This window comes from Streptomyces novaecaesareae (assembly GCF_000716875.1).
Taxonomy (GTDB): Bacteria; Actinomycetota; Actinomycetes; order Streptomycetales; family Streptomycetaceae; genus Kitasatospora; species Kitasatospora novaecaesareae.
In genome coordinates this window covers 28,608-50,778 of the sequence record NZ_JNWQ01000051.1, presented here as the reverse complement: position 1 = coordinate 50,778, position 22,171 = coordinate 28,608, and the positions used below count along the sequence as shown (strand labels likewise).

The following is a 22,171-nucleotide window of genomic DNA, read 5'->3' as shown; positions in this document are numbered from 1 at the left end:
CATCGCGTGCAACCGCCTGAAAGCCATACCCGGCGTCTCTGGGCCTCTGGACCTTACGACGGCCCGTCCAACCCATGCCAACAACGTAGGACCGCCTGATCGACTCGGTGGCCGGCCTCTGGAAGACATTCCGGAGGCCGGCTACCCGCATCGGAACGCCGATTCTCTTCAGGCGGGCACTGGCTCGGCCGGGTGACGGCGGGCACTCGGAGTGTGCGGGCACTCATCAAAGTGCTCAGCCACGCACAATGGCCGTTCGAAGGATGGTGACGATGTACGCCAAGACCCCGCCGCTCCCAGGGGCGGTGGCGACAGGCCCGGGCGCCGTGGGTGGTGATGCGGCTCGCCGGGCGATGTTGCGTGGCGGGATGGTGCGTGGCGGGATGTTGCGTCGTGGGATGTTGCGTCGTGGGATGTGCTCCCGGGGCGATGTGCTCACTGGCCGGCCCGGCACCGACCGGGCCCGGCCTGGTGGTGCCGGGCCGGGCCGGGAACGGGCGGATCGCGGTGTGGTGTCAGGGTCGTGGTTCGGTCAGGAGTCGGCGCAGGCGGCCGTGACGGCGCCGGCGGCGCTGGTGATCGCCCCGATGTCGGGCTGCTTGCCGTCGGAGACCTTGTCGATGGCATCGCCGACGGCCTTGGAGAGCTTGTCGGCGGCCGAATCGAGCTTGCTCCCGCCGTCCTGTCGGATCTTCTTGGCATCGTCGATGATCTTCTTCAAGGCGTCGACGGTGTGTTTGCGGCGCTCCTTGTCGGTGATCTGGCCGACGTTGATCGCGGAGTCCGCGAGGTCCTGGACATCGCCGGTGAGACTGATCGCCTTCTTTCCGCAGTCGATGGCCTGATCGGCGTTCTTGCACGCGGTGAACAACGGGGCCGCGATGAGCACCGCGAGTGCGGTGGCGGCCAGGCGGTACGGCTTCTTTGTCATGTCACTATCCCTCCCGTCATCGACAACGCCTCTACGGTGCAAGGTGGTTCCGGTGGGACGGATGAACGGCCGGCAAATTCCCTTCCGGTGGCCGAATCTGATGCTCCGTCAGGTCATCGTGATCGGCCGATCGCCGGCGTCCGGCCCGAGGAGATCGGTGCAGGTCTGCCATGCGGCGGGCGGCAACAGGCCGTTGACCCTGGCGAACAGGCCGTACAGGCCGGGCCGGTCCCGGGCGGGAATGCCTCGGCGGTCGGAAGGCGTCACCCCGCGAGTGCTACCCCGAGGTGACGCCCCGACAACCGCAGCCGGGACTGGTGGCCGGGAACCATCAAGCGGTCGGCGGAATTCGGGTCCGAGTCCGGGTCCGGTCCGGGTCCGACTACAGGTCAGGGGCCGAGAGCTCGCTCACCAGGCGGGCGAGGGTCGGGACGGCGACCCCGTGCGCGTCGGCGGCCCGCAGCACGGCGCCGCCGATCGCGTCGAGCTCGGTCGGGCGGCCGGCTTCCACGTCGCGCTGCATCGAGGACTTCGTCGTCCCGGGGATGTGGTCGAAGAGCGCGAGCAGGGTCTGCGCGTCGGCCGGTGCGCCGACCGCCCGGGTGACGGCGGTGATCTCGTCCAGGGCGGCAATGAGTTCGGGCCGGTGCTCGGTGCGCACGGTGCCGACCCCGCTCGCGTGGCGGGTGGTGAGCAGCGCGAACGGGGCGAGGAAGGAGAGCTTGCTCCACAGCATCGCGGTCTCGTCCTCGCACAGCGCGACGTCCAGCCCGGTGTGCCGCAGCCGCTCGGCGAACTCCTCGACAGGGGCGGCGAGTTCGATGGCGGCGAACGGGCTGGTGTGCTCGATCCGACCGGGTGCCGTCCGGGTGGCCTCGATCCGGATCGTGCCGGCCGTGACCCGGGCGGCCGGGTAACGCTCGCGCAGCAGTGCCATGTGGTCCAGGCCGTTCAGCAGCGGCACCACGATCGCGGTGCCGAGGGTCTGTGCGGGCAGCCGGTCGAGCGAGGCGGCCAGCGCCGTCTCCTTGACGGTCACGAAGACGGCGTCGACCGGTTCGCGCAGCTCGGTGGCGGCCTCGACCCGCGCGGTGAACTCGCCGAACTGCGCACTGCGGACCTGCAGTCCGTCCCGGGCGATGGCGGCGGCGGTCTCCTCGCCGGCCAGGCAGACGACGCGGTGGCCGTCCCGGGCGAGCAGTCCGGCGATCAGGCCGCCGACGCCGCCCGGCCCGAGGACGGCGACGGTCAGAGGGGCAGTGCTGCTCATGGTGACTCCCTTGGGGGTGAAGAGGGTTGCGGGTGGTTACGGGGTCGCCGGTCGTGCAGTCGGCGGCGGGCGGCGCGGGCGGCTTCGGCGGCGCCGGTGGCTACGGGACTTCCCAGTAGAAGCGGCCCTCCAGGCCGTCCGGGCTGAGGAAGCCGAACCCGTCGCCGTAGCCGAAATCGAGGAAGTACGGATCGCCCTCGTCCGGGGTGTCCGTGAGGGCGAAGAGGTACCGCCACGGCGCGGGGACCAGGGCCCGGCCGCTGGGGAAGGACGGGAGGCCGCCGACGTGGTCGTGCACGTGGGGGCCGGCCGGGAAACGGACCTCGGGGCCCTCGCCGCGCAAGTACCGCTGGAAGGCGGCTCGTTCGTCCATCGACCGGTCGACGTCCGCGGGGACGGGCAGCAGGTCCAGGTGGAACTCGACCGGGGTCTCGTCGCCGTCGGACTCGCGACGCCAGAGCGACCGGCCCCGGGTGCCGGGCGGGCCGATGGTGGCGAACGGCGCTATCCGCCCGCCCGGTTGGACGAGCAGCACGGCGTCACCCGCGTCCCGGTCGGGGCCGCCCCTGATGCAGCCCTCCGCCAGGAAGAGGTAGGCCAGGCAAAGCTCCTCGCCCGGGACGGCGAAGCCCGGGACGGCGAACTGGCCGATGAACACCAGCGGTTCACCGGTCGAGGGCGAGAGCGGCCAGGCGGGCTCGGCCAGCCAGCAGGGCTCGCCGCCGAGCTTGGGGACCGGGGCGGTGATCGGCTGCTCGGCCGGGCGCGGGGAGAGGCGCAGGCGGGGGAGGAACGCGGCGTCGTGCGGGCCGGTCGCGGTGCCGGTCGGGTGCGGGTGTAGCGGGGGCGGAGGGGTCGGCGGGGTCATTCGGTGGCCTCGGAGGGGTCGGAGGGTTCGGCTCGTTCGGAAGGGTCGGAGGGGTCGGCTCGTTCGGAAAGGAACACGACGTCGAAGGTGAACGGCCCTTCGTGGCGCGGTTTGCGGCCCGGGGCCGACGGTCGGCGCGGGGCCGGGTGACGGGAGAGGTACAGCGAGCCGAGGCGGAGGGTGCCGTGGGCGGGGTCGGGCACCGGTAGGCCCTCGGCGCGCAGGGCCTCGACCAGTTCGTTCGCCGGCCAGCCGAGCAGGTCGATCCCGTGGTAGCCCACCGGGCAGGCGGGCCGGTCGTCGTTCGGGTTCCGGCCGACGCCGACTCCCCGGAAACGGTCGCGGTCGTCCGAACAGAGGGTGACGCTCACCCCGGGCAGCTGGAAGGCCAGCGCCCAACGGCAGCCGCAGACGAAGGTGTTCCGCACACCGTCGGGCAGCAGTTCGCCGTGCGGAGCCAGCAACCCGCGCACCGCGGCCTCGGTGAGACCGAAGCGCAGTTCGGGCAGCGGGGCAGGCAGGCGGACACCGTGGCCGGGCAACAGGTCGATCGTCACCCGGTCATGATTCCTCGTGGGGCCGGCAGAAGGGAGGCCGGGTCGGAAAAGCGGTGGCCCGCCCGGGCCTGGCCGGGCTACGACTTGGAGCAAACGCAGCCGGCCAAGCATCGGCCCGAGTATCAGGGCCTCAGCAGTCCACCTACCCACCAGTCGTGCGGCTTGCCGTCGTTGGCGATGCCGCGACTGCGCAGTGTCCCTTCGACGGTGAAGCCGAGTTTCTCGGCGACGGCACGCGAGCCGGTGTTCCCGGCCATGGCCCACCACTCGATGCGGTGGACGTCGAGGGTGGCCCAGCCCCAGTCGCACAGGGCCCGAGCGGCCTCCACCGAGTACCCGCGTCCGCGCTGCTCCTTGACCGCCCAGTAACCGAGCTCCCAGACGCCGCGGCTGATGAGGGTCAGGCAGTACGAGCCGACCAGGGTGCCGGTGTCCTTGCGGAACGCGCCGAGGGTGTAGTCCCTGTCCTCGGCCCACTGAGCGGGCAGCTTCTCGCCGACGAGCTTCTCCGCGTCCGTACGCCGGTACGGCACCGGCACCGGGGTGTAGAACTGGATGTCCTCGTCCTGGCAGGCTTCGTACACCGCATCCACGTCTGCAGGTGTGAAGGCCCGCAGCACCAGACGGTCGGTCTCAAGCGTCACTGGATCCATCGCGGCAGTATGACCACCATCAACATGCGGCGACCAGCGAATATCCCGACCGAGCACCGCTCATCACAACACTCCGGGCTGGTCAACGGTCGTCGCAACACCCCAGATCAGCTACCGCCGAGACGGAACTACAGCCACCATCAATCGCGGACCGAGCCGTTGGGGTGCGCCGGTCCCGGCAGCGTCCGGGGCGAGGGCGGTGGGGGGAGAAGGGGAGCGGATGGCGGCGGACGACCGGTTGCGGACGGCGGTGGGGGCGCGGGACGTCGACGCGGTGTGGGCGGCGATCGGGGAGGGGGCGGGTCCCGACGCGCGCGGTAGAGGACGGGCGGCCGCTGCTGCGGGCCGCCGTGGAGGGCGCTCGGGGGCCACCCGCTCACCTCCGGCACCAGGGCCGCGCTGCTCGGCCTGGTCCGCGACGAGGCGGCCGGCCTCCGGCTCGCCGCCGGATCCGTCCTGGCCGCCTCCGCGGACCGCACGCCCGAGGTCGCCGACGCCCTGGCGGTGCTGCTGGACGAGGAGGACCAGCAGCTGCGGCTGGAGGGTGCCTACGGCCTCCTCCTGCGGGACGACCCCCGCACGGCGGCGGGCGTCGAGCGCCTCGGGCCGCTGCCCTGGGGCGAGTACCGGTACGACCACCGGGCGGACGCGGTGCGGCGGTGGAGCCACCGCACCGGGCACGAAGGGGCGTAGCCCCCGACCTACCACCACCTGCGGGGTTCGGTTTTCCGAACCATCGATTCGGGGGCCAGCACTATCGATCTCCCGGCTCCGGATGCCCACGATGGAGGGCATGAACGGGATGACGACAGCCGCGGCCCCGGCGGCTCAGATCGGGGCGACGGGTACGGCCCTGAGCGGGGACGGGCTGTACCGCGAGTACGGGCGCGGCACGGCGGCGGTCCGGGCGCTGCGCGGGGTGTCCGTGGCCTTCGCGCCGGGGACGTTCACGGCGGTGATGGGGCCCTCGGGGTCGGGCAAGACCACCCTGCTGCACTGCCTCGCCGGGATGGACCGGCCGACCAGGGGCACCGTCCGGTGGGGCGACACGGAGGTGTCCGGGCTGCCCGAGCGGCGGCTGGCGGAGCTGCGCCGCACCCGGATGGGGTTCGTGTTCCAGGCCTTCAACCTGATGCCGGCGATGACCGTCGCACAGAACGTCGAGCTGCCCGGTCGGCTGGCCGGGCACCCGCCGGAACGGGCCCGGGTACGGGAGGCACTGGCCCGGGTGGGGCTGGCCGGACGCGAGCGGCACCGGCCCGGGCAGCTCTCGGGCGGCCAGCAGCAGCGGGTGGCGATCGCGCGGGCGCTGGTCGCCCGGCCGGAGGTGCTGTTCGCCGACGAGCCGACCGGTGCGCTCGACCGCGCCACCGGGCACGACATCCTCGACCTGCTGCGTGCGGGCGTCGACGGCGACGGGCAGACCTGCGTGATGGTCACCCACGACCCGGTGGCCGCCGGCTACGCGGACCGGGTGCTGCTGCTCGCGGACGGGCTGCTGGTGGACGAGCTGGTCAGTCCGACCGCCGCACAGGTCGGTGCGCGGCTGAGCCGGATGGGCGGGTGAGCCAGGTGAGGACGATGAGCCCGATGAGCCAGGTGAGGAAGGTGAGCCCGATGAGCCTGATGAGCAGTCCTGTCCTGGCGCTGTCCGTGGGACAGCTCCGGCGCCGCCCGGCGGCCTTCGCCGGACTGGCCGCGGCGCTGCTCCTCGCGACGGCGACGGTGACGCTGTTCGGCTCGCTGGTCGCCGCCCAGGTGACGGCGCCCAGGGCGGTGACGCGGGCACCGGTGGCCGGGCCGGGTGTGCTGGTGATCGCCGGGGCGTTCGGCGAGATCGCCGTCCTGGTCGCGCTGTTCGTCGTGGTCAACGCGCTCGGCTTCACCCTCCGTCAGCAGCACCGCGACCTCGCCCTGTTGCGCACCGTCGCGGCGACGCCCCGTCAGGTGCGGCGGGTGGTGCGCGCCCAGGTCGTGGCGACCGTCCTCCTGGCGGCCGTCCCCGGCTGCGCGGCAGGCCTGCTCGCCGCCCGTGCCTTCCTCACCGCCCTGCAGCGGCGTGGGATGGCCGCGCCAGGCCTGCACATACCCGGGACGCCGGTGCCGATGCTGGTCGCGCTCGGGGTGGCGCTGCTGGTCGGCCTGGCGGCGGCCGCCGCCTCGGCCTGGCGGGTCACCCGGCCCGCACCGGCCGTCGCCCTGGCCGAAGGAACGGCCGAGGGCACGGGCGCGGCAACGGGCGGGTCGCGGGTCGCGGCCGTGCTGCGGCCGGTGGCCGGGGTCGCGGTACTGGCGGGCGGCGTGCTGCTGCTGCGGCTGGCCGCGACCAGGCCGCCCGGGGAGCTCGACAAGGCGGGGCAGGCGGCCCTGCTCGGCTCGATGGTGCTGCTGGTGGCGCTCGCGCTGCTCGGACCGTTGGCGGCACGGGCGCTGGCCGCCCTCCTCGGCGCCCCGGTCCGGGCACTCGTCCCCCGGGCCGGCTGGCTCGCGGACGCCAACCTGCGCGGCTACGCGGCCCGGCTCTCCTCGGCCGTGGTGCCGGTCGCGCTGCTGGTCGGGCTCTCCGGCACGATGCTGATCATGACCAGCACCGCCGAGCGGGTGGCCCGGGCGACCGGAGCCGCGACCAGCGTGACCAAGGCGAGCGACATCTGGCTGCGCCAGGCGGAACTCGGCCTGCTGGTCTGCTTCGCGGCGGTCTCCACCGTCAACACCCTGGTCGCGCTGACCGCCGACCGCCGCCGGGAGTTCGCCCTGCTGCGACTGGTCGGGTCGACGCGACGGCAGCTGCTGCGGATGCTCTCCATGGAGGCGGCCCTGACCACGGCGATCGGTGTGCTGCTGGGGGCGGCGGTGGCGGCGGCCTCCTCGGGGGCGTTCAGCTGGGCGGTGCGGGGGTCGGTGGTGCCGGTGGTGCCGGGCGCGGGGTGTGCGTGGGTGGTGCTCGGGGCGGCGCTCCTGACGGTGCCGGGGATCGTGGGCACGGGGGTGTGGGCGAGTGGCGGTTCGGCGGTGGCGTCGGTGAGCGGCGAGCGGGGGTGAGGGGGGTGAGCGGCGAGTGGGGGTGACCGGCGGGGCCGAGAGCGGCCCTCGGGCGGGGCTGCGGGGGTGGGAAGGGACTGCCGGATGCGGTGGTCCGGCAATCACTGGTGGATGCTGGGGGCCGGTCGGCGGGCGAGCGGTGAGTGGACGGGGTGCGGACGGTGGTTGAGCGGTGAGGCGGACGGCAGTCGAGCGGCGGCGGCTCCCGGCGGTGCGGAGAGGCGAGACGGCGTTCGCCGTCCTCGGGCTGCCGCTGGGGGTGCTCGGCGGGGTCTACGCCGTCGCTGTCCTCTATGCGGGGGTGCTGCTCTCGCTCACCGTGCTGGGCCTGCCGTTCCTGGTGGCAGCGCTGCTCGGGGCACGGCGGATCGGCGGGCTGCACCGGTGGCTGGTCGGCCGGCTGCTCGGCGAGGCGGTGCCCGCACCGCCGCCGCTGCCCCGCCCGTCGGGGGTGCTCGCCCGCGGCCGGGTGGTGCTGACCGACCCGGTGGCCTGGCGGGTCCTGCTCTACCTCGTCCTCCGGCTGCCCCTGGGGGCGGTCGGCTTCCTGGCCGCGGTCGGGCTGCCGCTCGGCGCCCTCTGGTTGGTGGGCTTCCCGCTCTGGCTACGGCTGATGGAACCGGGCCCGCGGCCGTTCGGCTGGCTGGACCTGGGCGCGATCCCGGTCGGCGTCCTGCTGCTGGCCGCCGTCCCCGCCGTGCTGCGGGCGCTGAGCCGGGCGAACCGTGCGCTCGCCCGGACCCTGCTCGGCCCGGTGCGTTCGCAGCAGCGGGTGCGCGAGCTGGAAAGCGCCCGGGCCACCCTGCTCGCCGAGAACACCGACCGGCTGCGGCGCCTGGAACGCGACCTGCACGACGGCACCCAGGCGCAGCTGGTCGCGCTCGCCATCACCCTCTCGCTGGCCGACGACGCGCTCCTCGACCCGGGCGCTCCCGACCTCGGGCGGCTGCGCACCCTGGTCGACCGGGCCCGGGGACAGACCGACGACACCATCGCGGGCCTGCGCCGGCTCACCCGGGGCATCCACCCGGTGGCACTGGACGGCGGGTTGGCGGAGGCGCTGCCCGGGCTCACCGCCACCTCGCCGGTGCCGGTCGCCGTTCGGCTGGACCTGAGGGAGCGGCCGGACGAAGTGATCGAGCGGGCCGTCTACTTCTGTGCGGCCGAGCTGCTGACCAATGTGGCCAAGCACAGCGACGCGCGGTCGGCGGAGCTGACCGCGCGCGCCGCCGACGGGAGGGTCCGGCTGACCGTGCGCGACGACGGGCGCGGCGGCGCCGCGATCGGCGCGGGCACCGGGCTGGCGGGCCTGGCCGAACGGCTCGCGGCGGTGGACGGAGTGCTGCGGGTGGACAGCCCGACGGGCGGGCCGACGGTGGTCAGCGCCGAACTTCCCTGCAGGTTGTGACGGGCGTTCCTGGCTGGGCATGAGGAAGGCTCATGGGGGAGCGTCATGAGGAACGCTCATGTCCGGGTCATGAGCGTCGCTCATGAAACGGGGGCGTCGGCGTCATGAGCAACGCTCATGGCCCGGTGCCATGAGTGCCGTTCTCCGCGAGGTAGGCCAGTACGGCCTTGACCCGACGGTTGTCGGCGTCGGTCGCGGGCAGGTCGAACTTGGTGAACACGGCGGCCACGTGCTTCTCCACCGCGCGCTCCGACACCGTGAGCAGGGTGGCGATCGAGCGGTTGGAATGGCCTTGCGCCATCAGCTCCAGCACCTCGCGCTCACGCGGGGTGAGCGCGTCCACCCGGTTGCGTCGGCGGCCCTGCATCAGTCCGTTGACGATCTCCGGGTCGAGTGCCGTGCCGCCTGCGGCGACCCGGTGCAGGGCGTCGACGAACGCGGAGGTGCGGGCCACCCGTTCCTTGAGCAGGTAGCCGATGCCGGCGGCGCCGCCGGCCAGCAGTCGGGCGGCCCAGGCGGTCTCCACGTGCTGGGAGAACACGAGGATCCCGGTCTCGGGCCGTGCGGCCCGGATCTCGACGGCCGCCCGGATCCCCTCGTCGGTGTGGGTGGGCGGCATCCGGATGTCCACCACGGCCACGTCGGGCCGGTGCTCGGTGACGGCGGCGATCAGCTCGGGTGCCGTCCCGGCGGTGGCGACCACCGCGCAGCCGCGCGCGGTGAGGAGCTCGACCATCCCGTCCCGGAGGATCACCGAGTCCTCGGCGAGGACGACGCGGAGCTGCTTGTCGGTCATGCCGCCATTATTCCGGGGGCGTAGCGGCGCCCGTACCCCGCCCCCGGGAAATTCATGCAGTCCAGACTGGACAGTTCAGACTGATGAAATTACCGTGGAATCGTGACCGAGAAGCGAACTGCCCCCGACTCCGTCGACTCCGGATCTCCCGCCGACTCCGGATCTCCCACCGATTCCGGACGCCCCGCCGACTCTGCCGTCCTCGCGGCCCGCGAGCTGCGGGCCGTCTTCAGCCGGCTGCGCCGCACCCTGCGGGAGGCGAGCGGAACCAGCGACCTCACGCCCTCCCAGGCCGCCGTGCTCAGTCGGCTGATCAACGACGGCCCGGCCTCCGCCAGTGCGCTGGCCGCGGCCGAGCGAGTCCGCCCGCAGTCCATGGCCGCCACCCTCGCCGCGCTCGAACAGGGCGGCCTGGTGGGGCGCCGCCCCGACCCCGAGGACGGGCGCCGTCAGCTGGTCAGTCTCACCGAGACCGGGCTGTCCCGGATCGCGGACAGCCGTCAGGCGCGGGAGGAATGGCTGACCCGGGCCCTGGCGGAGCACTTCACCGAGGCCGAACGCACCACCATGCTGGAGGCGTTGGCCCTGATGGACCGGCTGAGCCGGCTGTGAGCGGCCCGGTCGCCCTGCTGGCCCGGCTCCGGTCCGGTCGCCGACGGCCCTCCCCCGAGGAGGGGTTCAATCGTCGGCTGATCGCCCCGATGGTGCTCGGCTCGGTGCTCAACCCGATCAACTCGTCGATGATCGCCGTGGCGCTGGTGCCCGTGGGCGCGGCCTTCGGCGCGCCGCCCGCCGAGACCGCCTGGCTGGTCGCCGCGCTCTACCTCGCCACCGCCGTCGGCCAGCCGGTGATCGGGCAGCTGGTGGACACCTACGGGCCGCGCCGGCTGTACCTCGCCGGGACGGCCCTGGTCGGCATCGCCGGGCTGCTCGGCGCGCTCGCCCCGTCGCTCGGGCTGCTGATCACGGCCCGGGTGCTGCTCGGGCTGGGCACCTCGGCGGCTTACCCGGCCGCGATGCACCTGACCCGCAGTGAGGCCGAGCGGACCGGCAGGTCCAGCCCCACCGGGGTGCTGACCGTGCTGGCCGTCGCCAACCAGACCGTCGCCGTGGTCGGCCCCACCCTCGGCGGCCTGCTGATCGGCGTGGGCGGCTGGCGGACCGTCTTCGCCGTCAACGTTCCGCTCGCGCTGGCCTGTCTGGCCCTCGGGGCCGCCCGCCTGCCCACCACCGCACCGCGCCCCGCCGGGACCGCCCGCCCCGCCGGGACCGCCGGGCCCGACCACCGTGACGCCCGCCCTGACCGCCTCGACCACGTCGGGATCGCCCTGTTCGCGGTGCTGCTGCTCGCGCTGATGCTGTTCCTGATGAAGCCGAGCCCGGCGCTCTGGTACCTGCCGGTCCTGGCCGTCCTCGCCGCCACCGGCTTCGCCGTCCGCGAGTCGCGCGCCCGCACCGCCTTCATCGACCTGCGGGCGCTTTCCCGGAACCGTCCGCTGGTCGCCACCTATCTGCGTCAACTCCTCGGCTACACCGCGATCTACGCCTTCCTCTACGGCTACACGCAGTGGCTGGAGGAGGGGCGCGGCCTGTCGGCCGCCTCCGCCGGGCTGGTCCTGCTGCCGCTTTCGCTCACCGCCCTCGCGGTGTCCGGCCTCACCGGCCGCAGTCCGGCCGTGCGCGCCAAGCTGCTCGTCGGGTCCACCGTGCAGATCGCGGCTTGTGGGGCGCTGCTGCTGGTGGACGGAGGCAGCCCGGTCGTGCTGCTGATCGCGGTCGGTGTGCCGGCCGGAATCTCGCAGGGGCTGATCGGGCTCGGCACCCAGACCTCCCTGTACCACCAGGCGAATCCGGCCTCGATCGCCTCCGCGGCCGGGCTGCTGCGCACGTTCATGTACCTCGGCGCGATGGCGGCCTCCGCCGCGAACGCCGCGTTCTTCCCGCACGGTGCCACCACGGCCGGGCTGCACCACCTCGCGCTGTTCATGCTCGGCGGTGCGGCCCTGCTGTTCCTCCTCACCCTGCCGGACCGCACGCTCGTGCGGATGACCGACCAGTCGCAGAAGCGTAGTTGATGATACGTCAGATCATCTGGCGCGTGGACGGCACCTTGACGGTGGCCACGTCGGGCGGCAGGAACTGGATGTGCACCGGTTCGTACGTGGTCAAGCCGGTTCGCGTGCTGATCGGAGCGTGAGGTAGTCGCCGAGGCGGGCGGCGGCGGTGAGCATGGCGAGGCCCCGGTTGGTGAGGCGTTGGTGCCAGCCGTCCAGGGCGGCGGCCAGCTCGCCGGTGCCGCCGGCCGCGCGGATCTGCCGGACCACGGTGGCGATGTGGTCCAGCAGGTAGCCGCCCCGCCGCAACAGGTGCGCGAGTTCGGCGTCGCGGACGTCGGCCGGGTGGTAGACGCGGTGGCTGGTGGCACTGTCGCGGACGGGGGTGAGGATGCCCGCGGCCTCCCAGGCGCGCAGGGTCGCGGGGGTGACGTCGAGCCGGTGCGCGATCTCGCCGATGCTGAGAGGGGCCGGTGGCCCGGTGGGCCCGGTGGGTGCGGCAAGCCCGCCGGGCGCGGCGGTGAGGTGGTCGACGGCCTCGCGGACGGAGGCCAAGGTCTCCCGGTCACGCAGCAGTTGGGCGTGACCGCGGTCGAGGGTGGTCAGTGCCTCGTCGAGTCGCCCGGCGTGGACGGTGGTCATCACCGCGCCGGCGGTCGCGTGCCCGTACGCCGGGACGAGGGCGAGGAAGGCGCGCAGTGCGGCCGCGTGCAGCTCGGTGTAGATCCGGTAGCCGGCCGGGGTGCGCGCGGCGGGCGGGAGGCAGCCGTCGCGTTCGTAGTTGCGCACCGCCTGGGTCGAGATGCCGTGTTCGCGCGCGAGGTCGGAGGGGCGCATGGGTGGTCGGTCTCCGTTCGGGCCTGTTTGAGACTTCTGGCAGCCATGGACGGTTATGGACGGGCTGGCTGGGAAAAAGTCTCAACTGTTCTTTCAAGGATACGCTTGAGGTTCATGAGCCAGGACCTTCATGACTTCGTGACCCCCTCGTGTGAGCTGCTGGGGCTCGGCGAGCCGACGCACCAGGAGCCGGCCTTCGGGTGGGTGCGCAACCGACTGTTCGCCCGGCTGGTCGACCGGGGCTTCCGGTCGATCGCGCTCGAAACGGACCGGGTGGCCGCGCTCGCCGTGGACGCCTACGTCCGGGAGGGCGTGGGCACGCTGGACGCGGCGATGGGCGAGGGCTTCTCGCACGGCTTCGGGGAACACGAAGCCAACCGCGAACTCGTCGCCTGGATGCGCGAGTTCAACCGCAACCGCCCGGCCGGGGAGCGGCTGGCCTGCCACGGTTTCGACATCCCGACCGAGAACTACAGTGCCCCGAGCCCGCGCCGCTACCTCGAACACGCCCGCGACCACCTGCGGATCGACCTCGACATCGCCGGCCCGGCGGGCGAGGACGAGCGCTGGAGCCGGGCGGAGGCGGTGCTGGACCCGGCACAGTCGCCCGGCGCCACCGCGGAGGCGACGAGGCTGCGCTGCCTCGCCGACGACCTGCTGGTCCGGCTCCACGCCCGCGCGGCGGAGTCGATCGACGCGAGCTCGCTCGCCGCGTGGCAGGAGGCCCGGACACGGCTGACCGCCGGCATCGGCCTGCTGCGCTACCACGCGCAGTCGGCGGTCCTGGGTCTGGATCCGAGCACCCGGCTGAGCGGCCTGCTCGGCATCCGGGACGCGCTCATGGCGCAGAACCTGCTCGACATCCGCGACCTGGAGGCCCGGCGCGGGCCGACGCTGGTCTTCTCGCACAACCAGCACCTGCGGCGGAGCCCGAGCGCCTGGTCACAGGGGGAGCTGGACTGCGGGTGGAGCGGTGCGGGGCGCATCGTCGGAGCCCTGTTGGGCGAGCGGTACGCCTTCGTCGCGGGGAGCCTCGGACGCAGCGCGGCGATCGGGCTGGCCGAACCCGCGCCGGACACCTACGAGGCGGCCCTGCAACGGCGCGGCTCGGTCTGGGAGTTGACCGGCGCAGTGCTGCCGGCCGGCAGCCGTACCCGCACCGACACCACGCCGCGGCAAGGCTACTTCCCGCTCGACCGGGAGGTCCTCGACGGCGCGGCCGCGCTGCTGCACATCGCCGACGGCGCGGCCGCGACCGTGGCGGCGGCCGGGTCGAAAGCCGCAGCCGGGCCGAAAGCCGCAGCTGGTTCGGCAGTGACAGCAGCCGACGCGGCGACGGGGGGCTGAGGGGCGGCCGGGCCCGGGTAGGCCGTCCGCAGGTGGGACACCAGGGCGGCGGTCGGCGGCGAGGCGGGCCGTCCGGCCGGCCAGGCCAGAGCGATCCGTACCATCGGGACGGGGTCGGCCAGCGGGCGGATCCGGAGCCCGGGGACGACGCCGGGGTCCGGCAGGACGGCCACGCCCAGTCCGTGCGCGGCGAGTTCGGCCAACTGCGGCGGCGCGGCCGCCTCGACGCCGATGGCCGGGTGCGCCCCGGCCTCGGCGAGGGCGCGCTCCAGCGCGGTGCGCATGCCGGTGCCGCGCGGGGTGCTCACCAGGGCGTGCCCGTCCAGCGCGGCGACCGGGAGGGCGGTAGCCGGGAGGCCGCGCCCGTCCAGAACGGCGACCGGGAGCGCCGCGACCGGGAGTGCGGCAATCGAGGCTGTGTCACCCGGCGCAGGGCCGCTCGGGTCCGCGCCGCCGGGGGCGGCCGCGAGCGGGTGCCGTTCGGGGCAGGCCGCGACCAGCGGGACCTCCAGCACGGTGTGCACGGTGAGTCCGGCCAGCGTCGTCCAGCCGTTGTCGTCCTCGCGTCCGCTCGCCTCGGTGGGCAGGCCGATCACCGCGAGGTCCAGGTGTCCGTCGCGCAGGGCCGCGAGCATCCGGGCGGTGGTGTCCTCGGTCAGGGAGAAGTCGATGCCGGGGTGTTCCTGTCGGAACGCGGCGAGCGTGGTGGCGAGCCCGGGGAAGGTGCCCAGTTCGGACGGCGGGGTCAGTGCCGCACCGGCGACCATGCCCAGCCGCACGTGCCCGCGCTGCAGCCCGCCGAACTCCTGGGCCGTCCTGCGGGCCGCCTCGGCGGAGGCGAGTGCGGCCCGGGCGTGCGGCAGGACGGCTTCTCCGGCCGGGGTCAGCCGCACGGTTCGGCCGGAGCGGTCGAGCAGTTGGTGCCCCAGCTCCCGTTCCAGCTGCCGGATCTGGGAGCTCACCCCGGGTTGGGTCAGGTGCAGCAGCTGGGCGGCCCGGGTGAAGCTGCCGTGCTGGGCGACGGTGGCGAAGTACTGGAGCTGCCGCAGTTCCATAACTGTCGATTATAGGCGGCAGAAATTCCCGGTCTTGGACGGGTGAACGGTTCCGGCGGCAGGCTGGAGACATGGAAACCGTGTCAGAGAAGCAGGACACCGGGCAGGTCGGCTGGATTCGCGAACAGATCGCGGCCGAGCGTCGCGAACTCGCCGAGGTGTTCTCCGCGTTCACCCCGGAGCAGTGGAACTCACCGACGCTGTGCGAGGGTTGGCGGGTGCGGGAGGTGGCGGCTCACATGGGCAGCGGGTTCCGGCGTTCCACGGCGGCCATGGTGCTCGAACTCGCCCGCTCGGGCGGCCACGTCCACCGGATGGCCGACCGGCTCGCCCGCCGCGATGCCGCCGCCCTCACCGAGCGTGAACTCGCCGCGGCCCTCGCCGACCACGCCGACCACCCGTGGCGACCGCCGGTCGGCGGCCGGATCGCCGCCCTCGCCCACGACGTGGTCCACGGCCTCGACATCACCGTCCCGCTCGGTCTGCCCCTGCGGCTGCCGACCGCCCGGACCGCGGCCCTGCTGGCCGGCGTGTCCGCCCCCACGCTGCGGTTCTTCGGGGCGCGGATCGACGGCGTCCGCCTGCGGGCGACCGACACCGCGTGGTCGTACGGGAAGGGCCCGCTCCTCGTCGAGGGCCGGGCGGAGCACCTGCTGCTGGTCGCCTACGGCCGCCGGGTGCCCGCCGGACTGCTGGCGGGGCCGGGCGCGGAGCGCTTCACCCTGGGCGGGTAGCGGGTAGCGGGTAGCGGGTAGCGGGTAGCGGGTAGCGGGTTGCGGGTTGCGGGTTGCGGGTTGCGGGTAGCGGGACGCGGGAGGAAGCAGGAACAGGGGAAGGGGCGGTGCTCCGCACGGAACACCGCCCCTCCTCACGCCCCAGGGTGGGTCACTTCGTCTCGTAGAAGCCGAGCAGGTCGACCATGAGGTCGATGTCCTGCCAGCCCTGGTTCCAGAGGTCGACGATGCCGCCCTTGCCGCCGGAGGCCTGCGCGACGTTCGGGACGGTGGCGCCCGCCGTCCAGTTCAGCGTCGAGGAGACCGGCCGCTGCGGCGTGCCCGCGGTGCCGTTCTTGTAGGCGGACCAGAGGTTCGGGTCCGGGTCGACCGACAGGAAGCCCGGCCCGCTGGTGTTGGTGACGGTGGTGTTCAGCACCCAGCCGTCGACCTCCGGGGTGGTGACGTCGCCTTCGAGGCTCAGCGCGAGGAAGCCGCGGGCCGGGATCGGGCCAGCCTTGCGGCCCCAGCTGTCCTTGCGGCTGTCGATGATCCGGAACGGCACCCGGGCCGTCACGAGGGCGGATCGGCTGTCGGGGGTGTAGTAGCCGACGACGTCGACGATCACGTCCGTCGGACGCCAACTCCCGTTGCGCACGGTGATCTTGCCGTCCGGGCCGACCGGCACGATCACCGCGTTGGCGACCGTCTGGCCGGCGGTGAAGTTCAGGTTGGACGTGGTCGGCGCCGCCTGCCCGCTGGGGTAGGCGGTCAGGTGGCCGTCCTGCTGCGGGTTGGTGGCCGTCAGGTTGAGCGCCACGGCGGTGATGCCCTGCGGCACCCGGTTGGTGCCGGCGATCTGGACGTCGAAGCTCGCCTGCCCGTCGAGCTGGCCCTGGGGAACCCCGAGGCCCTCGCGGGTGTCGACGGCACGCCTCTGGGGCAGCGTCTGGTAGCCGCTCGCGGGCGAGGGCGTGAAGTAGCCGGTGACGTCCGCGATCAAATCGACCGGCTGCCAGCCCGCGTTGTTCAGGTACACGTACCCGTCGGCGCCGACCGCGGCGACCACCAGGTTCGGGACGGTCTGGCCGGCCACGTAGTTGAGGTTCGAGGTCTCGGCGGTCTCGGCCAGCTGCTTCTCGGGCTGCACGGAGACGTGGCCGGCGTCCGTGGTGTTGGTGACGGTGACGTTCAGGACCACCGCGGAGGCCCCGGCGGGGACCTGGGCGGCACCCGCGACCTTCAGGGCCACCGTGCCGCGCCCGGCGACCTGGCCCTGGGCGGCGCCGATGCCCGCGCGGGTGTCCAGCAGCCGGGTGGGCGCGTGCGGGGTGAACTCGCCGCCCTCGGTGACGACCTTGACCTGGTTCACGGCCTCGACGGCGTTCGCGGCGTCCTTCGCCGTGACCTTGACGTCGTAGGAGCCGAGCGCGGCGTAGGTGTGCTTGGTGTTGCGCAGGTCGGAGGCGAAGCCGTTGAGGGTGGCGGAGAACGTGTCCGTGGTCCCGTCGCCCCAGGAGATGGTGACGTCGAGCGTGGAGTTGATGCTGGGGATGACGATGGTCTGCAGGTCGACCGCGTGCGCGGTGACCGTCGTGGCGGTCAGGCCGATCGTGATCGAGTTGGCAGCGCTCGGCGCAGCCTGGGCCTCCTGCGCACCCTGGGCGCTCTGCGCACCCTGGGCCGGCGCCGCCAGAGCGGTGCGCTCGCCGGACTTCGGCGCGAGCACCGTACGGTCGGCGGGGCTCGTGAAGGTCTTGCCCGGAAGCTTTCGGGCCGCGTCCGTCCCGGCCGCGGTCCCGGCCACCCCCTGGCCGGCGGGCGCCGCGGGCGCCGGGGCCGGACCGGCCGCCTGGGCCAGCCCGGGCGTGAGAACAACACCGGCCGCCACGAGGGCAGCAGGAATCACAAGTCGGCGATTACGCACCGATCCCCCCACTTTTCTGTCAAAGGTCGAACAGGTTCCACACAGTTCGAATGCTGGAGCAGCGTACATGGTCGTGCAAGGAGAGGTTGTGGATTATTTGTGGGCCGTGTGGTGCGCGGGTGTCGCGGAATCCGTGGCCGATCCCTGAGCGGTCCTGGGTTGCTTTTGGGTGGCCTGTGGGCGGCTCCTGGATGGCTGCCACATGCGGGTTGCTCGTGCCCGTGGCTACGATCGGAGGAAGCCCTTCCGGATGCGTCGCGAGACGGAAGCCAGGTCGCCGATGGCCCCGAGGTCCGTGCAGTGGCCGCCGTACGTGCGGGCCGCGCCGTGGTTGCTGATCGTCGCCGGGCTGGTGTGGAACTCGCTGGATCCGACCGACTACTGGGGCGATCCGCTGCTGGCGGCCGCCGCCGTACTGGCCGGGGCACTGCTGCGACTGCGGGACACCGTCGCCGTGGGGGCGGCCAATGTGAGCGGGATCCTGGTGCTGTCCGCCCGGGACGGGTCGATCGGGACCGGCGACGGCTACCTGGAACTGGTCAACACGGCGTTCGCGGCGCTGCTCGGGGTCGGGGTGAACCGGGTGGTGACCCGGCACGGGCGGCGGTTGGAGCGGGTGCGGTCGGTGGCGGAGGCGGCGCAGCGCGCGGTGCTGCCGGAGCCGCCGGGGCGGGTGGGGAGGCTGTCGGTCGCAGCCTGCTACCGGGCCGCCCAGGACGAGGCGCTGATCGGCGGGGACGCGTACGCGCTGCAGATCACCCCGTACGGCGTGCGCGGGCTGATCGCGGACGTGCGGGGCAAGGGGCTGCAGGCGGTGGGGGCGGTCTCGGTGCTGCTGGGGGCCTTCCGGGAGGCCTCCCACCGGGCTCCGGACCTGGTCGCGCTCGCGGACGGGCTGGAGGCCTCGCTGCTCCGGGAGGTCGACCGGCTGAGCGAGGAGCTGCGGCTGGAGGGGTTCATCACCGCGCTGCTGGTGGAGTTCCCGCCGGGGGAGGAGGCGGTGCGCACGCTGGACTGCGGGCACCCCGGCCCGTACCTGCTGAGCGGCAGCGGACCGCAGGTGCGACGGCTGGACGCGGCGGACCCGGGGCTGCCGCTCGGGATGGGGGTGCTGGGGGTGGCGCGGCCCGTGCCGGAGAGCCGGCCGTTCCCGCCCGGGTCCACGCTGCTGCTGGTGACCGACGGGGTGACCGAGGCCCGGGACGCCGCGGGGGAGTTCTACGACCCGGTGCCGGGGCTGGCCCCGCTGGGCCCGTTCGGCGGGCCGCAGCAGGTGGTGGACGCGTTGGTGGCGGACGTCGAGCGGTGGACGGGAGGGCCGCGGGACGACGACATGGCGGTGCTGGCGATCACTCGTAGGGCGGGCGATTGAAGGTGAGGGCGCGTGGGGGCGTGCGATTGAGGGGGTGGCGCGGGCCGTCGAGGTCCTATTCGACGGTTGCCGTCGGTCGCGGCGGTATCACGACAGGGTGACGGCCCGGCGGCGCTTCACGGTATCCGGCCAAGTTGAGTGCCGTCGTCCGGTGGCCGGAAAGGCGGCGTCCGGATATCGGACGGCGAAATGGACGGACCGCTCCGGCGGCGCCCCGGGGGCCCGCCCGGCCGCGCCGCCTCGGCCGACGGGTCGTGCGGGTGCCGCGAGCGGCCCATAAGGGGCCGTAAGAGACGCGCAAGAGCCGGTCGGGGGAGTGGCGGGATCCGGCCGACCGACGGTTCGTCCGGAAACGGACCCGGTGCTTGCCCCGTGTCGAAGAGGTGACCGAGAGTCGCACCGATGAACGAATCGCCTCTCCCTCCTCAGGCCCGTCTGCTCGGCCACCGCGACTTCCGGCTCCTGCTGACCGGCGCCGCGGCGGCCCAGACGGGCAGTCAGATCACCTTGGTCGCACTGCCATTGGTGGCCGTGCTGGTACTGGACGCCACGCCGTTCGAGGTCGGTCTGCTGACCGCCGCCGAGACCGCCGCCTTCCTGCTGGTCGGCCTGCCGGCCGGCGCCTGGCTGGACCGGATGCGCAAGCTGCCGGTGCTGATCCGCGCCGACGTGGTGCGCTGCCTGGCCGTCGGGTCGATCCCCCCGGCGGCGGCGCTCGGAGTGCTGACCATGCCGCAGCTCTACCTGGTGGCGCTGGTCACCGGGGTGGCGACGGTGTTCTTCGACGTCGCCCACCAGTCCTTCCTGCCCGCCGTCCTGCCGCGCGAGCAACTGGTCGGCGGCAACGGGGCGCTGGAGACGGTCCGCTCCTCCGCGCAGATCGCCGGCCCTGGCCTCGGCGGCGGGCTGGTCCAGTTGCTCGGGGCGCCGCTCGCCATCGTGGCCGACGCCTGCGGGTACCTGGCGTCCGCGCTGCTGCTCGCCCGGATCCGGGTCGAGGAGCCGCGACCGGAACCGGAGCCCGGGCGCTCGCTGCGCGCCGAGGTGGGGGCGGGCGTGCGCTTCGTCCTGGGGCACCCGCTGCTGCGGGCGATCGCGACGGCCACCGCCGTCTCCAACCTGTTCGCCGCCGTCCTGATGGCCGTGCAGACGGTGTTCTGGGTCCGGGTCCTCGACCTGGCGCCGGGCGCCATCGGCGTGCTGCTGTCGGCGTCCGCCGTCGGAGGGCTGGCCGGCGCGCTGTGCGCCGGGTACCTGGCGCGGTGGGTCGGGCAGGCCCGGCTGATCTGGCTCTCCACGGTGGTGACGGCGCCGTTTGCGGTGCTGTGGCCGCTGTCCGGCGGCGGCGCGGGCGTGGTGCTGTTCGGCGTCGCCTCCGGGGTGGTGCTGTTCGGCGCGGTGGCCTACAACGTCGCCCAGGTGAGCTTCCGGCAGAGCGTCTGCCCGCCGGAGCTGCTCGGCCGGATGAACGCCACCATGCGCTTCCTGGTGTGGGGCACCATGCCGCTCGGCGCGCTGGGCGGCGGGCTCGTCGCCGACGCCGCCGGGCCGCGCGCCGCGCTCTGGCTCTGCGCGGCCGGGTTCCTGCTGGTACCGGTACCGCTGCTGCTGTCGCCGCTGCGACGGATGCGCGACCTGCCGCTCGGTGACCTGCCGCTCGGCGGTACGCCGGGCAGCGGTACGCAGGGCGGCGGCACGCCGGATGCCGGGGACGCCGTCGCGGAGGAGGGAGCCGCCAGCACCGAGCCCGCCGCGAGCCCCATCACGCCCTGACCGACCCGCCCCTGACCGACCCGCCCCTCACCGATCCAGACCTCACCGACCCACACCTGCCGAGCTGCGACCGGAAACCGGAGACCGTTCCCGTGCACGCCAGCATCACCGCCGCCTACCTCACCCGGTACCGCTCCGCCGCCGCCGACTCCCCGGTGGAGCTGCTCCCGCTCACCGGCGCCCAGCGGCGCTTCCTGATCACCCGCCGGCTCACGCCGCAGAGCCGCTCCGACGTCGTCCCGCTGCTGTTCGCCTTCCCGCGCGGCACCCTCGAACCGGACCGGCTGGCCCGCGCCGCGGCCACCGTCGCCGCCCGCCACCCGGCGCTGTGCGGGGGCTTCGCGACCGTACGCGGCACACCGGTCCTGCGGGTCGGCGGCCCCTCAGCCGAGGCCGCCCGGATCGCCGTAGCCCCCGGCGGCACGGCCCGCGAGGCGCTGCGCGAAGCCCTGCTCGACTGGCCCCTCGACGGGCCCGCGTTACGCCTGCTGGTGGCCCAGGACCCGGACGGCGACGAGGAGTTGCTCGCCGTCGCGCTGGACCACGCGGCCTGCGACGAGCAGTCGATCGGGGTGCTCACCGCCGAACTGAGCGAGGCGTACCGGAAGGACGAGACGCCACCGTCGGCGGCCGGGCCCGATCCGCAGGCCCTGGCCGACTACCGGCAGGCCGTCGAACTCCAGCTCGCCGCCGAGGACGCCGCCGGCGGACCCGCCGCGCAGGCCCACTGGGGGCGCCGGCTCGGCGGACTGACCGGGGCGGGCGGCGGCGCGGCCGCGTCCACCGGAATGCTCGCCGAGCGGCTGCCGGCCGTCGGGTCCGCCGCTCGCAACGCCGTCTTCCCGGCCCTGCTGGACGCCGTCGGAGCCGCCGCGCACCGGCTGTACCGGGCATCGGCGTTCCCCGGGCCCGAGGCCGGGGGAGGGGCGCTTGCACTCGGCTACCCGTGGGGCGGCCGCCCGCCCGGGGCACCCGCCGCGCTCGGCTGCTTCCTCAACACCCTGGTCCACCCCGCCGTTTCGACCACCGCCACCGACCTGGACGCCCTCGCCGACGCCTGGTGGGACGACCTCGACCAGGCCGGCACGCCGTTCGACGAGGTCGTCCGGGCCGCCCGCACCGCCGGGGCGCCGTGGACGGGCGCCCTGGACGCCATGCTCACCCTGGAGGACCTGCACCGCCGCCCGCCACTGGTGCTCGGCGGCGTCCCCGGCGGGGAGACCCACCTGGCCGGGCGGCCGCTCGCCGCACCCGTCGCCGTCTCCGCCTCGCACGGCGACGACCTGCTGGTCCGGCTCGCCTGGGACAGCGACCGCTTCCCCGAGGCGGACGCCCGCGCGGCCTTCGGTGACCTCCTCGCCGTACTGCGGCACCACCTGGACAGCGGGCCGCGGCCGGACGCCCACGCCTGAACACGCCTGCCCTGACCGGGGTTTGCGGCGCCTGAGTGCCCGCGCCTGAGCGCCTGCGCCTGTGCGCCCGAACCCTCCTGCGCCTGAACGCCCACACCGGACCCGCCCTTCCGGGTCCAGCACACCGGACCCGCCCTTCCGGGTCCACCTGCCCGA

The 22,171-nt window shown here is 74.0% G+C and carries 20 protein-coding genes and 1 pseudogene; 11 read left to right on the top strand and 10 right to left on the bottom strand.

Annotated features, from left to right (window positions below; translation table 11 throughout):
* Window positions 1–532: 532 nt before the first annotated feature.
* The 6 genes from OP86_RS20290 to OP86_RS20270 all read right to left on the bottom strand — a co-directional run bounded on the left by OP86_RS20290 (window position 533) and on the right by OP86_RS20270 (window position 4,279).
* Window positions 533–931, bottom strand: coding sequence for a hypothetical protein (locus tag OP86_RS20290; RefSeq protein WP_030062167.1), 399 nt, complete (start codon window positions 929–931; stop codon window positions 533–535).
* 108 nt (window positions 932–1,039) lie between these two features.
* On the bottom strand, window positions 1,040–1,198 hold the full coding sequence (locus OP86_RS36715) for a hypothetical protein (protein ID WP_157849791.1): 159 nt from the start codon (window positions 1,196–1,198) through the stop codon (window positions 1,040–1,042).
* A 115-nt stretch (window positions 1,199–1,313) separates the two neighbouring features.
* A complete protein-coding gene (locus OP86_RS20285; protein WP_030062166.1) occupies window positions 1,314–2,201 on the bottom strand; it encodes a ketopantoate reductase family protein in 888 nt (295 codons plus the stop codon).
* A 100-nt stretch (window positions 2,202–2,301) separates the two neighbouring features.
* On the bottom strand, window positions 2,302–3,069 hold the full coding sequence (locus OP86_RS20280; RefSeq protein WP_051830316.1) for a hypothetical protein: 768 nt from the start codon (window positions 3,067–3,069) through the stop codon (window positions 2,302–2,304).
* Window positions 3,066–3,626 (bottom strand): hypothetical protein, encoded by a 561-nt coding sequence (locus tag OP86_RS20275; protein WP_030062164.1) that lies wholly within the window; start codon window positions 3,624–3,626, stop codon window positions 3,066–3,068. Before OP86_RS20275 ends, OP86_RS20280 begins: the two co-directional genes overlap by 4 nt.
* A 122-nt stretch (window positions 3,627–3,748) precedes the next feature.
* Window positions 3,749–4,279: a GNAT family N-acetyltransferase gene (locus tag OP86_RS20270; protein WP_030062163.1), complete on the bottom strand. Its 531-nt coding sequence runs from the start codon at window positions 4,277–4,279 to the stop codon at window positions 3,749–3,751.
* A 504-nt stretch (window positions 4,280–4,783) separates the two neighbouring features.
* Between OP86_RS20270 and OP86_RS20265 the strand changes: the two genes are divergently transcribed.
* The 4 genes from OP86_RS20265 to OP86_RS20250 all read left to right on the top strand — a co-directional run bounded on the left by OP86_RS20265 (window position 4,784) and on the right by OP86_RS20250 (window position 8,729).
* Window positions 4,784–4,972, top strand: a complete 189-nt coding sequence (locus tag OP86_RS20265) for a hypothetical protein (RefSeq protein ID WP_030062162.1) — start codon at window positions 4,784–4,786, stop codon at window positions 4,970–4,972.
* Window positions 4,973–5,081: 109 nt separating this feature from the next.
* Window positions 5,082–5,846, top strand: a complete 765-nt coding sequence (locus OP86_RS20260) for an ABC transporter ATP-binding protein (protein WP_051830318.1) — start codon at window positions 5,082–5,084, stop codon at window positions 5,844–5,846.
* A 23-nt stretch (window positions 5,847–5,869) separates the two neighbouring features.
* The gene (locus tag OP86_RS20255) at window positions 5,870–7,321 is read left to right on the top strand and encodes an FtsX-like permease family protein (protein ID WP_245231806.1); all 1,452 of its coding nucleotides are present in this window, start codon (window positions 5,870–5,872) and stop codon (window positions 7,319–7,321) included.
* A 172-nt stretch (window positions 7,322–7,493) separates the two neighbouring features.
* Window positions 7,494–8,729, top strand: a complete 1,236-nt coding sequence (locus OP86_RS20250; protein ID WP_033332650.1) for a sensor histidine kinase — start codon at window positions 7,494–7,496, stop codon at window positions 8,727–8,729.
* A 115-nt stretch (window positions 8,730–8,844) separates the two neighbouring features.
* Here OP86_RS20250 and OP86_RS20245 read toward each other — a convergent pair whose 3' ends face one another.
* The gene (locus tag OP86_RS20245; protein WP_033332647.1) at window positions 8,845–9,525 is read right to left on the bottom strand and encodes a response regulator; all 681 of its coding nucleotides are present in this window, start codon (window positions 9,523–9,525) and stop codon (window positions 8,845–8,847) included.
* Window positions 9,526–9,741: 216 nt separating this feature from the next.
* Here OP86_RS20245 and OP86_RS20240 point away from each other — a divergent pair, with 216 nt between their 5' ends.
* Both OP86_RS20240 and OP86_RS20235 read left to right on the top strand, forming a co-directional pair.
* Complete coding sequence (locus OP86_RS20240) at window positions 9,742–10,137, top strand: MarR family winged helix-turn-helix transcriptional regulator (RefSeq protein ID WP_033332667.1); 396 nt, start codon at window positions 9,742–9,744, stop codon at window positions 10,135–10,137.
* Between the two features lie 14 nt (window positions 10,138–10,151).
* Window positions 10,152–11,600: an MFS transporter gene (locus OP86_RS20235; protein WP_030062155.1), complete on the top strand. Its 1,449-nt coding sequence runs from the start codon at window positions 10,152–10,154 to the stop codon at window positions 11,598–11,600.
* 90 nt (window positions 11,601–11,690) lie between these two features.
* Here OP86_RS20235 and OP86_RS20230 read toward each other — a convergent pair whose 3' ends face one another.
* Window positions 11,691–12,416 (bottom strand): TioE family transcriptional regulator, encoded by a 726-nt coding sequence (locus OP86_RS20230; RefSeq protein ID WP_030062154.1) that lies wholly within the window; start codon window positions 12,414–12,416, stop codon window positions 11,691–11,693.
* A 114-nt stretch (window positions 12,417–12,530) separates the two neighbouring features.
* Here OP86_RS20230 and OP86_RS20225 point away from each other — a divergent pair, with 114 nt between their 5' ends.
* Window positions 12,531–13,763: an erythromycin esterase family protein gene (locus OP86_RS20225; protein ID WP_063832418.1), complete on the top strand. Its 1,233-nt coding sequence runs from the start codon at window positions 12,531–12,533 to the stop codon at window positions 13,761–13,763.
* Window positions 13,764–13,795: 32 nt separating this feature from the next.
* Here OP86_RS20225 and OP86_RS34975 read toward each other — a convergent pair.
* Window positions 13,796–14,818 (bottom strand): annotated as a pseudogene (locus OP86_RS34975) (LysR family transcriptional regulator); the annotation flags it as partial.
* Window positions 14,819–14,889: 71 nt separating this feature from the next.
* Between OP86_RS34975 and OP86_RS20210 the strand changes: the two are divergent.
* The gene (locus OP86_RS20210; protein ID WP_051830314.1) at window positions 14,890–15,552 is read left to right on the top strand and encodes a maleylpyruvate isomerase family mycothiol-dependent enzyme; all 663 of its coding nucleotides are present in this window, start codon (window positions 14,890–14,892) and stop codon (window positions 15,550–15,552) included.
* A 151-nt stretch (window positions 15,553–15,703) separates the two neighbouring features.
* On the opposite strand, the gene OP86_RS20205 is transcribed toward OP86_RS20210, so the two are convergent.
* A complete protein-coding gene (locus tag OP86_RS20205; RefSeq protein ID WP_030062149.1) occupies window positions 15,704–17,422 on the bottom strand; it encodes a PKD domain-containing protein in 1,719 nt (572 codons plus the stop codon).
* A gap of 286 nt (window positions 17,423–17,708) precedes the next feature.
* On the opposite strand from OP86_RS20205, the gene OP86_RS20200 reads away from it, so the two are divergent.
* The 3 genes from OP86_RS20200 to OP86_RS20190 all read left to right on the top strand — a co-directional run bounded on the left by OP86_RS20200 (window position 17,709) and on the right by OP86_RS20190 (window position 22,015).
* Entirely contained in the window at window positions 17,709–18,830 is a 1,122-nt protein-coding gene (locus OP86_RS20200; RefSeq protein WP_245231805.1) for a PP2C family protein-serine/threonine phosphatase, read from the top strand.
* A gap of 402 nt (window positions 18,831–19,232) precedes the next feature.
* Complete coding sequence (locus OP86_RS20195) at window positions 19,233–20,603, top strand: MFS transporter (RefSeq protein ID WP_030062147.1); 1,371 nt, start codon at window positions 19,233–19,235, stop codon at window positions 20,601–20,603.
* A gap of 92 nt (window positions 20,604–20,695) precedes the next feature.
* A complete protein-coding gene (locus tag OP86_RS20190; protein ID WP_051830313.1) occupies window positions 20,696–22,015 on the top strand; it encodes a hypothetical protein in 1,320 nt (439 codons plus the stop codon).
* Window positions 22,016–22,171 lie beyond the last annotated feature (156 nt).